The sequence below is a fragment of the Caenispirillum salinarum AK4 genome (assembly GCF_000315795.1).
Lineage (GTDB): Bacteria > Pseudomonadota > Alphaproteobacteria > Rhodospirillales > Rhodospirillaceae > Caenispirillum > Caenispirillum salinarum.
Genome location: NZ_ANHY01000027.1, coordinates 20,352 through 33,498 on the forward strand (window position 1 = coordinate 20,352; position 13,147 = coordinate 33,498).

A 13,147-nucleotide genomic window follows, 5' to 3' on the forward strand; every position below is an offset into this window, starting at 1 on the left:
TTTTATCTCTCCCCCTTCCCCTAAACCCGGGCAACTCATCGCCAAACGGCCGTTTGTGATCTAGCGGAACCAGACGGTACGCGGGCCTTACTGAAGCAAACTCGCGGGCTACCAGGCTGCCCTCGGCGCAAACGGCAATGGTGATCGGCATGCGCCGCGCATCAAGCCGAAGGGACTGATGAAGGGCATGTTGGACACGCCACGCACGCCATCGAGAGCGGGCCGGCCGTTGAGTGCTGGGTCAGGCGTGCCGGCGTCGCCGGCTGGACCACCTTCTCGCAACCGCGGCAGAAATCTTCAGCCACGCCCTTGCTGAGCATCCGCGGCTTTCCGCCGCAGTCGGGACAGGTTTGACAGAGATCCTGTTCTACGCGCTCCCGGGACTTGGCTTCGGCGACCTGAAGCCTCTCGCGCTTGCACGGCGCCTTCTCGGCTTGGCCTCAGCCGGCGTTTCTTTGTCTGCCACTACGCGTCCTGGAGAAGAGCGTCGCCACCTCAAAGGCATCCAGCGCCAGCTCCAGTTATTTGACCTTCTCGGTACTGCGGCCGAACTTCTGCTTCTTGAGCCGGACGATGCGGGTTTACAGCGCGTCGCCGAAGGTCTTGTCGGCATGCATGGACGCCCACATGCACGGCACGCCGCCGTGCTTCACGATGCTCACCGCCTCGAGAGCGGCGGGACCGTCGGGAAGGCGGTCGAGCGTCGGCGTCATGTCCGGATTTTGCCGAACCGGGGGCCGGGAGGACAGGCTCATCAGCTTGATCCGGGGCGCTCGCCGCCTGCATCCCACAGCCAACAACGCAGCGGACGCATGAGGAATATGTTCCTCGCCGTTTCCCCTACCAAAGATTTTTGAGAAGTCTAAATCCTGTTTATCAACGAACCGCAAGGAGAGAAAATCGTGGATATGTGGGAAGACGATGATGAGTTCTTCGGCGAACCCGAAGAACGGAATGCAAGCGCTCCGGAGCGCATGGAAGCCATCACTCAATATAGAGGCATGACAAAGGAAGGCGCCGAGCGCCGGATCCTAACGCGTTATGACAGCCTCATGAGAAGCTCAACCCCGGAACTTCCCGGGTGGGTGTGGAGGACCATCCTGTCGGCTTATGCCGGTGTTACTATCACGGAGGTTCCTGATCCTCGCACCGAAGTCCTGATCGGCGTGATGGATTCGGGGACAGTAATGAGTGGAGACCACTCGTCTCAAGATTTACATAGCCACCTTGTCGGGCTTTCTGCGGTTGAATGCGCAGCGATTCTTGACGTCAATGACCGCTTCTGGTCGAAAGACCCGGAGGCAGAAGCATTCATAGAACGCGCTCTAAACGGCTGATCCAACACTTCAGGACCGGTTAGGTCGCGCGCCATGCCCAAGCCCGTCTTGGGCATGGATTCTTTTGTAATTTCCTTCGGCCAATCCAGGCTATGCTCTGAAGCATGCCTCCTTCAAAGTTATAGAACAATCGCTCCTCGATGCCGGACTTCAATCCTGCCCGCAAGCCAGCGTTCGAGCCTCACACCATCGGCTAGCGGCGCCCTTTCACCGTTGAAGGGCTATCGAGCCGTAAGCAAGGCTCGTGCCCTCACTGCTGCCTTCCGCCTCCTCTGTCCAGATCGTGCACGGCCGGCCCACAGCAGAGCGACGGGACAGGCAAGGGATTCGCGTCAACCCGCGGCTCGTTTCCGCGCCAGCACTAGGTCGGCCTCTCTGATTACCGTTGACGTGGCCGCCGGCTGTGTCACACTGAGGCTTCGTTGGAGCGTAACGCTCTGATATCTCTGGAGTTTCGGTGCTGGCTGGGGGTCCTGGTTTCTCAGTCAGATGGCTGGATGCTGGCACTCCAACTACTGCTCCATCGTTAGATCCGTAAGCAAGATCTTCGTTGCCTCTTGCGCTGTTAATCGGCGACGCCTAACTAAAGATCATGCCGCTAACGATCTGTCTTCGACGGATCCGAAATTGCGGCTGGTTCGGTCTGCTGACACCGCCGCGCAGCGGCTCAGGCGCCCGAACCGGGCCCCGCAGTGCTCTCTTCATCGGGGCTCAACTGCCACTTAACCTGTGGCCCTCGCTGCTCGCGTGCATTAGCAGCGTCATCCCGTGGACTGGGTTGGCGTCGCTTCGTGCGCCGCGGCTGGGTTGTTGAGCCGAGGAATGAAGATAATGTCCCGCAGCACACGCTTGCACCTGCGCGCGGCCCCTTCACGGGGCGCACCGCTTCCATCTCCTGCACCGGCGCCTGACGACTGCGAATTGCTTTGCGTCTTCGCGGCCACAGCCACTTCGCTGACGCCATGATCCAGATGAACACTAACTGTTGGGCCCCACCCGCGTCCACTGCGCCCGCCCGGGCCGGCCGGCCACAGCGGCTTCTGTCGCTGCGCGAGGCCGCCTTTTACGTCGGCTGCCGCAGCGAGCAGACCTTTCGCGACGAGGTCGCGCTCGGGCTGTGGCCACCGCCGCTGCCGCTCACCCGGCTGTCCGGCAAGCGCAAGCGCCTGCTGTGGGACATCCTGGCGCTGGATGCACGGATCAGCGAGCTGTCCGGCGCGGCCCAGACCGGTGCCGTCCTGCACCCCGACCACGACCTGGACGCGGAGTTCGACTTTGGCAACCCTTAAGCTCCCCGCCAACCTGCGCAAGAAGACCCTGGCCAGCGGCCGCACGGCGTACTACTGGGAGGTCCCGACCAAGGACAGCCGGGCCGGCTGCCCGCTGCCCAACGAAGCGCTCGGCCCCGATCCCCTGGCCGCCATTCCCCGCGCCACCGCGCTCAACGACCTGCTGGCCGCCTGGCGGGGCGGCCAAGTGCAGCCGGCGGGGCCGGCGGTCGGGACCGTCGAATGGCTGTTCGCCAAATATGAAAAGTCGCTGGAGTTCCGCCGGCTGGCACCCGCCACCCAGCGCCAGTACCGCAGTGCGTTCCACCTCCTGAACGACCTGCCCCTCACCTCCGGTCGGCCCTTCGGCACGGTCCCCGCCGAGAAGGTCCGCGTCAGTCACATGAAGCGGATCTATGAGCAGCTTCAGACCGTGATCGACATTGACCCCACCACCGGCGCCGCTGTCCCCCGCCGCCGTCTGGCGACCGCCAACGCCACCATGCGTGCCGCTGCCGCCGCATGGCGCGTGATACTGAGCGAGGAGGTGCTGCCTGATCTCCGGGATCCCTTCGGTTTCCGCCTCACCAGGCGCGGCCTCAACAAGCGGACGAAGGCGGTCACCCGTGAACAGCTGGACACCTTCATCGCCGAGGCCGACGCCATGGGCGTGCCGTCCATGGGCACCGCAGCGCTGCTGGCGTTCGAGCTGTGCCAACGCCAGGTCGACATTATCTCGTCGCGCCTGGTCGACGACGAGCCGACGGGCCTCGTCTGGGCGCACTATCGCAGCCCGGAAGAGGTCGGGCGGCGGGCCCAGATCGAGATTCTGCAAAGCAAAACCGAGGAACGCGTCACGATCCCGCTGTTCGACAGCGACGGCGAACTCATCCCGGGGCTGATCGGGCGACTCGCTCAGACGCCGCGGCGGGGCTCGCAGATCGTCATGCGCGACACGCTGGACCGCAGCACAAAGACCTATCTGCCGTACAACGCTGACTGGTTCCGGCACCTGTTCCGCAAGATCGCCGACGCGGCGGACTTGCCCCGCTGGGTGAAGTTCAAGGCCCTGCGCCACGGCGGCCTGACCGAGCTCGGCAGCGCGGAGAGCACTGACCAGGAGCTCATGGCGGTGGGCGGTCACCAGACCCGGGAAATGCTCTCGCGCTACACCAACACCAGCGCGCAGCAGGCGCGCAACGCCGTGCGGCGCCGCAGGGCGCTGCGTCTTGAACTGGACGACATCAAGAAAATGCTCGAGAACCCCGATAATGGTGACGACGCCGCTGAAGCCTGAACGCCTCCAGCAACTTCGTCATGTCGATGCATGTGCGCGGCAACGCCGCAACCGGCCGATGGAGGCCGCCGGATCAGGATCTGCGCTTGGCATAGGCGGCCTTTCCGGCCCTCTGGCGCTTGGCGATCATGCCCAGGCGTAGCCGAGTGGTCCGCGCGTCGATATCGTCGGGGTCGTAGGGCCCACCATACCATGTGGGCAGGCGCTGGTGACCAGGATCTCCGGGCATGGTTACTGCACCCAGGAAGTCGAAGTAGCCGGGCACGCCGCCGACGTCTTCGGGCCGGCCGCAGCGCTCGCCGTCGAACAGGCGGGGATAGGCGAGGTTCGGGTCGGCGGTGCCGACGGCCTCCACAATGATCCGGTGATGCCAGTCATCGCCGAAGTCGTAGATGTACGTGATTGCTTCGACGCTGTGCTCGACAATGGTCCGCAGCTTCGTCGTCTTCGCGTTCATGACCTTGCGGCCCCACATCGCGTCTTCCGGGTCAGGAATGCCGTAGCTTCACCCTGTCACCCCTGCGCCCCCGGAACGCAAAGACAGCGCCGGATGTCGGGTTCTGCCGCAGGATCTTCTCGGCGGCCGCGGCCAGGCCCGCGATGCCTTTCCGCATGCCGGTGACGCCGCAGGCCAGATAGACGCGTACCCCGGTGCTGGGTCCGATCATGCCGCCTCCGTGATCCGGATCATGCGCGCCACCACGTCGTCGAGCGCATTACCGAGAACGCGAAGAATCCGCCCGTTGCCGAGGCCGATCTCCACACGCACGTCACCGCTTGCACCGCCGTCCTCCTTGTCCTGCGCCATCTCGACGGCCAGGAACCGGGGCGCATCGTCGGGCAGCACCCCTTGCCTCCGGGCTTCCCGGCGCCACTGGTAAATGTTATGCCGGCTGATGTCGTGGCGCCGGGCGACATCGGCGACCGTCGCGCCCGCACCCCCCACCTCCGCCAGGACATCGGCGACCGTCGCGCCCGCACCCCCCACCTCCGCCAGTATGCGGACCTTCTCCTCCATCGTCCACCGCCGGCGCCGTTCGACGCCCAGGATCTCCTACTGCATGCTGCCGCCGTCGGACGTCCGACGTCGTTAACGACGTAAACTACAACCGGCAGGCCGCCGGCCGGTAGGCGGCCCTGATCGGCCGCTTACGATTGATCGCGGTGCCGACGTGCGACGATGCTCCGTGCGAACGCGTCCGGCACAAAGTTCGGAATGCGGCGCGCCTTCCGGTTCGGAATGGAACAGACCCGGAATGCGAAACCCCCGGAAACGCCAGCGTTTCCGGGGGTTTGAATTGGTGGGCGCACAAGGACTCGAACCTTGGACCCGCTGATTAAGAGTCAGCTGCTCTACCAACTGAGCTATGCGCCCGCAGTGTCTGCGGTGACCTCACCGTCCCGTCTTTCCGCCGTTGCGGCGGGTGGTCCGTCGCGGTGAGGGGCGCTTTATACAAAAGCCTCCGAACCCCTGCAACACCTTTTTTGCACTTTTTTCAACGTTCCGAACACGCCCGCCGACCGGCGCGCTCAGGGTTCTTCGTAACCGCCCCGGCGGCCCATCTGGACGTCGCGGTGGACGTGCACGCTCATCAGGCAGCCGAACCCGATCATCAGCGTCAGCATGGCCGTCCCGCCGTAGGAGATCAGCGGCAGCGGCACGCCGACCACCGGGATCAGCCCCATCACCATGGCGATGTTGATGAAAATGTAGAGAAAGAACGTCGTCGTGATGCCGATCGCCACCAGGCGCCCGAACTGGTGCCGGCTGCGTATGGCAATGGCAAAGCCGTAGATCAGCACGACGACGTACAGCGCCAGCAGCACCAGCCCGCCGGCCATGCCGAACTCTTCCGCCATCATGGTGAAAATGAAGTCCGTCTGGCGCTCGGGCAGGAAGTTCAAGTGGCTCTGCGTGCCCTGAAGAAAACCCTTGCCGAACACGCCGCCCGAGCCCAGGGCGATCTTGCTCTGCAGTATGTGGTAGCCGGTGCCCAGCGGGTCGTTCTCCGGGTTCAGGAAGGTCAGCACGCGCGCCTTCTGGTAGTCGCGCAGAAAGCCCCATGCAATGGGCACCGCGGCCACGGCCAGGCCCAGCACCACGCCGAACTTCCACAGCCGCACGCCGGCCATGAAAAAGATCACGCCCGAGCCCGCGATCAACATCAGGGCCGTCCCCAGGTCCGGCTGCTTGAGCACCAGGGCCGCCGGCGCGAACACCATGAGCATGGGCGGAACCAGATAGAACGGCCGCCCCACGTCCTCCAGCGACGCACCATGGAAATAGCGCGCCAGCGCCAGCACCAGCGCGACCTTCATCAACTCGGACGGCTGGAGCTGGAAGAAGCCCAGGTCGATCCAGCGCTGCGCCCCCATGCCGATGGAGCCGCGCACCTCCACCCCCACCAGCAGGACGAACACCACCCCGTAGATGGGATAGGCCCACCGCATGAGCTGGCGCACGTCGATCATGGCGATGACCAGCATGACGCCCAGACCCACGGCGTAGCGCACCATCTGCCGGCTGGCCCACGGGTCCCAGGCCCCGTTGGCCGCCGAATAGAGCATGAGGAAGCCGACACCTGCGATCAGCGAAATGAAGAACACCAGGCTCCAGCTCACCTGCCAGAGCTTTTCGCCAAAGGTCATGTCGCCGCGGCGCAGGCGCGGAGAGAGGAATTCCGACATGCCTCAGGTCTCCCGCGGGTTTCTGGCGGCCGGGGGCCGGGCCGGCAGGGGAATGGTCCGCCCGTCGTCGTCGACGATCACTGCCGCCTCGCCGTCCTGCGCGCCGTCCACGGCCGCCGTCTCGGGGGCCGGACGGTTTTCCGGCGGCAGGGTCAGCATTTCCTCGGGCGACGGATGGCGGCGCGACGGGTCCAGGAGGACACATTTTTCCATCACCTTCTTGGCAATGGGCGCCGCCGCGGTGGACCCGCCGCCGCCGTGCTCCACCACAACCGCGCAGGCATAGCGCGGATTCTCGGCGGGCGCATAGGCCACGAACAGGGCATGATCGCGATACTTCCAGGGCAGTTCCTCGTTTTTCAACACGCCCGTCTGCCGCTCGCTCATGGTGATCCGGCGCACCTGAGAGGTGCCGGTCTTTCCGGCCATCTCCACCCCCTCGGTCTCCAGGGCCGAGCTGCGGGCGGTGCCGCGGGCGCCGTTGACCACCTCGTGCATGCCCTTGCGCACGATGTCCATGGACTGGCGCGCGATGCCCAGCGGCTCCAGCTCGGGCGATGGCCGCGGCGCGAGGGTGCCGTCCTTGGTCATGACGTGGCGCGTGAGCACAGGCTTGACCGCCAGCCCGCTGGCCAGGCGCGCCGTCATGGTCGCCAGTTGCAGCGGCGTCGTCAGCACGTAGCCCTGGCCGATGCCGGCCACCAGCGTCTCGCCCTTGTGCCAGGGCTGGTCCAGGGTGGCGCGCTTCCAGGCGACCGTGGGAACCAGGCCCGACCGCTCGTGCGGCAGCCCGACGTCCACCGGACGCCCCAGCCCGAAGCGGTGGGACATTTCGGCGATGCGGTCGATGCCCACCCGCTTGGCGATCTCGTAGAAGTACACGTCGCAGGACTGCGCCAGTGCCTCCACCAGGTCCACGTTGCCGTGGCCCCAGCGCTTCCAGCAGTGGAATCGCTGGTTGCCCAGCGTCATGTGGCCGGGGCAGTAGACGGTGTTCTCGGGCTTGATGACGCCCGCCTCCAGCGCCGCCAGGGCCACCACCATCTTGTAGGTGGAGCCCGGCGCGTACTGGCCGCCCACGGGCTTGTTGGTGAGCGGCGCATGGTCGTTGCCCACCAGCGCCTGCCACTCCGCGTGGCTGAGCCCGCGGTTGAAGGCGTTGGGGTCGTAGGCGGGGTTGGACACCATGGCGAGCACTTCGCCGGTGTGCACGTCCATCAGCACGACCGACGCGCTTTCATCGCCCAGCACCTCGGTGGTGTAGCGCTGCAGGCGGGCATCCAGCGTCACCGGGAGTTCTGCGCCGGGCTCGCCCTCCTCGCGGCGCAGTTCGCGGATGACGCGGCCGACGGCGTTGACCTCCACCTGGCTGGTGCCGCCGGTGCCGCGCAGGGCCAAATCGAATTCCTTCTCGATGCCGGCCTTGCCGATGCGAAAGCCCGGAAGCTCCAGCAGCGGGTCGCCGGTCAGGTCGTCCTCGGACACGGCGGCCACGTAGCCCAGAACGTGGGCGAAATCCTCGCCCCACGGGTAGGCGCGGGCTAGGCCCTCGTCGATGATGACGCCCGGCAGGTCGGGCGCGTTGACCTGGATGCGCGCCATTTCGTCCCACGACAGGTTCTCGCGCACCGTCACCGGCACGAAGCCGCGCTTGCGCTCAAGCTCGCGGACCACGCGCTGGCGGTCGCGGTCGGTCAGGTCGATGATGCGGCCAAGGGCGTCCAGCGTCATGTCGACGTTGTCGGTCTGCTCGCGCACGATCAGGACGCGGAAGTTCTGCTTGTTGATGGCCAGCGGCACGCCGAACCGGTCCACCAGCCGGCCGCGCGGTGGCGGCAGCAGCCGGATGTTGATGCGGTTTTCCTCGGCGAGCGTCTTGTAGCGGTCGGACTCCACGACCTGCAGGTAGTACATGCGCCCGGCCAGCGCCGCCACGAGCGTCGCCTTGCCCGCCCCCAGCCCGATGGCGCGGCGGGAGAACAGCTTGGCGCGGTCGCCCTGGCGGCCGTTGGAGGAACGCAGCATCTCAGGCGTCCTTGATAAGAAGCATCTGGGCACGGGCCATCAGCCAGCCCACCACCGGGTACAGCGCCACCGTCAGCAGGTACTCCACGCCGATGGTCTGAAGGTCGACAATGTCGCCATAGAGCACGGACACCGCAAGCCAGCGCGTCCCCGCCGCCGCCAAGGCGACGATGGCGAACGCCCACCAGGTCACGATGAACGGCTTGCCGTTGAAGAACTTGTACTGGCCGACGACGATGGCCGAGGCGATGACCAGCATCAGCGCGCCCGAGCCCAGCGGTGCGCCGGTCAGGATGTCCTCGAACAGCCCCAGCGCGAAGGCCGAGCCATAGCGGAACAGGTCCGGCCGATAGACCGACCAGTAATACACGCCGATCAGCGACAGCATGGGGCCGACGCGCACCATGCCGGGCACGTGAGTCGGCGTCGCGGCGATGAGCACGAGCATGAGGACAAGGACGAACGGCACCATGTGCCGCGCCATCACATCCATCCGCTGCCACAGGGTGGGACGCATCGCCGATCTGCTTTTCGAAACCAGTCACATACCAAGAAGCCGGGCCGAGGGATCGGGCGGAGCCGCCCCTCTACCGCCGTCGGGCGCTAGTCCAGCGCCGCGCCTGTCAGGATGCCGTCGAGACCATAGTCCAGCGCGCGCACCATCTCCAGCCGGTCGCGCTGAACATAGGGCGCGACGCGCACCACGCCATCCTCCACCGAGGCCACCACGCCCACCGGCAGCCCCATGGGGAAAGCTCCCGCCACGCCCGAGGTGGTCACCAGGTCGCCCGGCGCCACGCCGGCATTGGCCGGCAGGTAGATCAGCCGCGGCCGGTCGGTGTTCTCGCCGGCCAGGATGGCCCGCTGGCGGCCCTCGCCCACCATGACCGGAATGCGCGAGTTGATATCGGTCAGCAGCAGCACGCGCGACGCCCGTGCCCCCACCTCGGCGACGCGGCCAACCAGGCCTTCGCCGGTCATTACCGCCTGTCCCTTGCGCAGCCCGTCGGAGCGGCCGGCCAGCATGAGCAGGCTGTGGGCGAACGCACCGCCCGTGTCGGCGACCACACGCCCCGTGATGTACGAAGCCTGCGGCGCCGGGGCGTAGTTCAACAGCGCCTTCAGGGCGTCATTCTCCGCCTCCAGCTGGCGGGCGACCATCTGCCAGCGCAGCAGGCGGGCGTTCTCGGCCGTCAGGCGGGCGTTCTCGTCATGCAGGTGCATCAGGCCCTGCACGTACTCCACGCCATCGGCCACGCTTTCGGCGGGCCGGGAAATCACGTCCAGCACGGGCGCCACCGCATCGGCGACGGTGGTACGAAGACGTTCCACCGCAACGGTGTCAGCCTTGCCCAGCAGCATCAGCGCGAAGGCAGCGACCACCAGTGCCACCACCGCGAACCGCTGCATCACGCCTTTCAGCGCGCCCAGCCGGTTCATGGCCATGATCGACTGCTTCACGAGGACGGTCCCCTACTGCTTGGCCGACGCACCCCCCTTCAAGGACGCGCGCCCGCCGGTCTCTCGCTCTCTCACCCTCAGAGCCCGACCCGAGAGTCGGCCGGGTCGGCTCAGGCTTTCAAGCCGTCCAGGACCTCCGCCGGTTCGGCACCGCCCCGCCCCCGGGTCCGGCGCCGCCGATCTTAGTACATGGAGGTTAGAACGTTCTTAAGCTTCTTCATTTCCTCGAGCGCCCGGCCCGTGCCCAGCGCCACGCACGACAGCGGATCGTCGGCGATGGAGACCGGCAGGCCGGTGGAGACGCGCAGCACGTAATCCAGGTTGGTCAGGAGCGCGCCGCCGCCGGTGAGCACGATGCCCTTGTCGACGATGTCGGCGGCCAGTTCCGGCGCGGTGTGCTCCAGCGCCACCTTCACCGCCTCGACGATGGCCGAGACCGGCTCGGCCAGGCTGTCGGCGATCTGGCGCTCCGAGATGACCAGTTCCTTGGGCACGCCGTTCATCAGGTCGCGGCCCTTGATCTCAAGGGTGCGGCCCTCGCCCTGCTCGGGCGGACAGGCGCAGCCGATTTCCTTCTTGATGCGTTCGGCCGAGCCTTCGCCGACCAGAAGGTTATGGTTGCGGCGGATGTAGCCGATGATGGCCTCGTCCATCTTGTCGCCGCCGACGCGCACGCTGCGGGCGTAGACGATGCCGCCCAGCGACAGCACCGCGACCTCGGTCGTGCCGCCGCCGATGTCGACCACCATGGAGCCCGTGGGCTCGGTCACCGGCAGGCCGGCGCCGATGGCTGCGGCCATGGGTTCCTCGATCAGGTAGACGCGGCGGGCACCGGCGGCCTCGGCGCTTTCCTGGATGGCGCGGCGCTCCACCGCGGTCGATCCCGACGGCACGCAGATGATGACCATGGGCGAGGCGAAGCTGCGCCGGTTGTGCACTTTGCGGATGAAGTGCTTGATCATCTCCTCCGCCACCTCGAAATCGGCGATGACGCCGTCGCGAAGCGGTCGGATGGCCTGGATGTTGCCCGGGGTTCGGCCGAGCATCTGCTTGGCTTCGTCGCCGACGGCCAGCACCTGCTTCTTGCCCTTGACCTCGGCAATGGCCACCACCGAGGGCTCATTCAATACGATACCGCGCCCCTTCACGTACACCAGCGTGTTCGCGGTACCGAGGTCAATCGCCATGTCGGCGGAGAGCCAACCGGTCAGCCTGGAAAACATGCTCCCTCACTCAGCCAAGCTTTGCCATTCGTTGTGGCTTCGGGATTCGACAATGCCGGAGGACTCACCCTCCGGCATGGTCTTATCCCTATAGTCTGCCGTCCGTGGCAACAAGCGAAAACCACGAACGGCGACCAATTCACGCACTCATCGCCGCCGGCGCGGTTTTTTCGCGCTTCACCAGCAGCTTGTTCAGGGCGGTCACGTAGGCCTTCGCCGACGCCACCAGCGTATCCGTGTCCGAGCCCTGGCCGTTGACGGTCTTGCCGCCCTCCTCCAGCCGCACGGTCACCTCGGCCTGGGCGTCGGTGCCCTGGGTGACGGCGTGGACCTGGTAGAGCTGCAGCCGCGCCGTCGTCGGCACCAATGCCTTGATGGCCTTGAAGGTCGCATCGACGGGGCCGTCGCCCTCGGCCGTGTGGGTCTTGCGCTCGCCGTCGATTTCCAGCGTCAGCTCGGCCGTCTGCGGCTTCTTGGAGCCCGCCATGACCGACAGCTCCACGACCTTGATGCGGTCCCGGGCGCGCAGAATCTCGTCGTCGATCAGCGCCGCGACGTCCTCGTCGAACACCTCTTTCTTCAGGTCCGCTAGGTCCTTGAAGCGCTTGAAGGCGTCGTTCAGCTTGTCGTCGTCGAGCGTGTAACCCAGCTCGCGCACCTTGTCGCGGAAGGCCGCCCGGCCCGAATGCTTGCCCATGACCAGCGTGGACTTGGTCAGCCCGACGCTTTCCGGCGTCATGATTTCATAGGTCTGGGCGTTCTTGAGCATGCCGTCCTGGTGGATGCCGCTTTCGTGCGCGAACGCGTTCTTGCCGACGATCGCCTTGTTGGGCTGCACCGTGAAGCCGGTGATGGTGGACACCAGCTTGGAGGCGCGCGTGATCAGCGTCGTGTCGATGCCGGTGTCGTAGGGCATGCGGTCGGCGCGGGTGCGCAGGGCCATGACGATCTCTTCCATGGCGGCGTTGCCCGCGCGCTCGCCCAGGCCGTTGACCGTGCATTCCACCTGACGGGCGCCCGCGTTCACCGCCGCGAGGCTGTTGGCGACGGCGAGCCCCAGGTCGTTGTGGCAATGGACCGAGAAGACGGCCTTGTCGGCGTTGGGCACGCGCTCGATCAGCATGGCGATCAGGGCGGCATACTCGTCCGGCACGGCGTAGCCCACCGTGTCGGGAATGTTGATGGTGGTCGCGCCGGCGGCGATGGCAGCCTCCACGCAGCGGCACAGGAAGTCCGGCTCGGTGCGCGATCCATCCTCGGCCGACCACTCGACGTCGTCTACCTTCGACCGCGCATAGGCGACACTGTCCTTGACCGCCTGCAGAACGGTCTCGGGCTCCATCTGCAGCTTGAACTTCATGTGCAGCGGGCTGGTGGAGATGAAGGTGTGGATGCGCTTGCGCGGCGCCGGGTCCAGCGCTTCCGCCGCACGGTCGATGTCGGCCTTGGTGGCGCGGGCCAGGCCGGCGATGATGGCCCGTCCGCTTTGCTTCGCGACCTGGTTGACCGCTTCGAAATCCCCGCGCGAGGCGATGGGGAAACCGGCCTCGATCACGTCCACGCCCATCTGTTCCAGCAGTGCGGCGATGCGGCACTTTTCCTCCAGGTTCATGGAGGCGCCGGGGCTCTGCTCGCCGTCGCGCAGGGTGGTGTCGAAGATGATGACGCGGTCGGCAGACTGGGGGGACATGAAACTCTCGCAAGACTGGCGGGACGGAAGACTAGGGCAAGAATAGACCGGGCGCTGTGCCATCCGTCACTGGCGACGCCGGCTGCACCGCAAGGCGCCGGCGGACTGGCGGGGTCGGCCGCCCCAGCCGCCGTCCCCCCCCCCTCCCCCGCCGGCGA

Annotated in this window: 13 protein-coding genes and 1 tRNA gene; 3 read left to right on the forward strand and 11 right to left on the reverse strand. The window is 66.3% G+C overall.

The window, feature by feature from the left end; genetic code table 11:
* Positions 1-581 precede the first annotated feature (581 nt).
* Positions 582-755 carry a hypothetical protein gene (locus tag C882_RS25155; protein WP_160166802.1) on the reverse strand — a complete coding sequence of 58 codons (174 nt, stop codon included), beginning with the start codon at positions 753-755 and terminating at the stop codon, positions 582-584.
* Positions 756-902: 147 nt separating this feature from the next.
* On the opposite strand from C882_RS25155, the gene C882_RS24795 reads away from it, so the two are divergent.
* From C882_RS24795 to C882_RS20935, 3 genes are all read left to right on the forward strand, one after another.
* Complete coding sequence (locus C882_RS24795) at positions 903-1,337, forward strand: hypothetical protein (RefSeq protein ID WP_152415449.1); 435 nt, start codon at positions 903-905, stop codon at positions 1,335-1,337.
* A gap of 971 nt (positions 1,338-2,308) precedes the next feature.
* Positions 2,309-2,626: a hypothetical protein gene (locus tag C882_RS20930; protein ID WP_152415450.1), complete on the forward strand. Its 318-nt coding sequence runs from the start codon at positions 2,309-2,311 to the stop codon at positions 2,624-2,626.
* Complete coding sequence (locus C882_RS20935) at positions 2,613-3,902, forward strand: site-specific integrase (protein ID WP_009542689.1); 1,290 nt, start codon at positions 2,613-2,615, stop codon at positions 3,900-3,902. Before C882_RS20930 ends, C882_RS20935 begins: the two co-directional genes overlap by 14 nt.
* Positions 3,903-3,975: 73 nt before the next feature.
* Here C882_RS20935 and C882_RS20940 read toward each other — a convergent pair whose 3' ends face one another.
* The 10 genes from C882_RS20940 to C882_RS20985 all read right to left on the reverse strand — a co-directional run bounded on the left by C882_RS20940 (position 3,976) and on the right by C882_RS20985 (position 12,989).
* Complete coding sequence (locus tag C882_RS20940) at positions 3,976-4,377, reverse strand: plasmid pRiA4b ORF-3 family protein (protein ID WP_009542690.1); 402 nt, start codon at positions 4,375-4,377, stop codon at positions 3,976-3,978.
* Positions 4,378-4,390: 13 nt separating this feature from the next.
* The gene (gene tnpB, locus C882_RS20945; protein WP_152415452.1) at positions 4,391-4,570 is read right to left on the reverse strand and encodes an IS66 family insertion sequence element accessory protein TnpB; all 180 of its coding nucleotides are present in this window, start codon (positions 4,568-4,570) and stop codon (positions 4,391-4,393) included.
* Entirely contained in the window at positions 4,567-4,920 is a 354-nt protein-coding gene (locus C882_RS20950; protein ID WP_009542691.1) for a transposase, read from the reverse strand. The genes tnpB and C882_RS20950 overlap by 4 nt, the downstream gene beginning before the upstream one ends.
* A gap of 281 nt (positions 4,921-5,201) precedes the next feature.
* Positions 5,202-5,277: transfer RNA gene (locus C882_RS20955), tRNA-Lys, on the reverse strand.
* A gap of 155 nt (positions 5,278-5,432) precedes the next feature.
* The gene (gene rodA / locus C882_RS20960) at positions 5,433-6,590 is read right to left on the reverse strand and encodes a rod shape-determining protein RodA (RefSeq protein ID WP_009542692.1); all 1,158 of its coding nucleotides are present in this window, start codon (positions 6,588-6,590) and stop codon (positions 5,433-5,435) included.
* Positions 6,591-6,593: 3 nt separating this feature from the next.
* Positions 6,594-8,615: a penicillin-binding protein 2 gene (gene mrdA, locus C882_RS20965; RefSeq protein ID WP_009542693.1), complete on the reverse strand. Its 2,022-nt coding sequence runs from the start codon at positions 8,613-8,615 to the stop codon at positions 6,594-6,596.
* Position 8,616: 1 nt separating this feature from the next.
* The gene (mreD, locus tag C882_RS20970) at positions 8,617-9,132 is read right to left on the reverse strand and encodes a rod shape-determining protein MreD (protein ID WP_009542694.1); all 516 of its coding nucleotides are present in this window, start codon (positions 9,130-9,132) and stop codon (positions 8,617-8,619) included.
* A gap of 86 nt (positions 9,133-9,218) precedes the next feature.
* A complete protein-coding gene (gene mreC, locus C882_RS20975) occupies positions 9,219-10,076 on the reverse strand; it encodes a rod shape-determining protein MreC (protein ID WP_009542695.1) in 858 nt (285 codons plus the stop codon).
* A gap of 182 nt (positions 10,077-10,258) precedes the next feature.
* Positions 10,259-11,299, reverse strand: a complete 1,041-nt coding sequence (locus tag C882_RS20980; protein ID WP_009542696.1) for a rod shape-determining protein — start codon at positions 11,297-11,299, stop codon at positions 10,259-10,261.
* A gap of 139 nt (positions 11,300-11,438) precedes the next feature.
* A complete protein-coding gene (locus C882_RS20985; protein ID WP_009542697.1) occupies positions 11,439-12,989 on the reverse strand; it encodes a 2-isopropylmalate synthase in 1,551 nt (516 codons plus the stop codon).
* Positions 12,990-13,147: the final 158 nt, after the last annotated feature.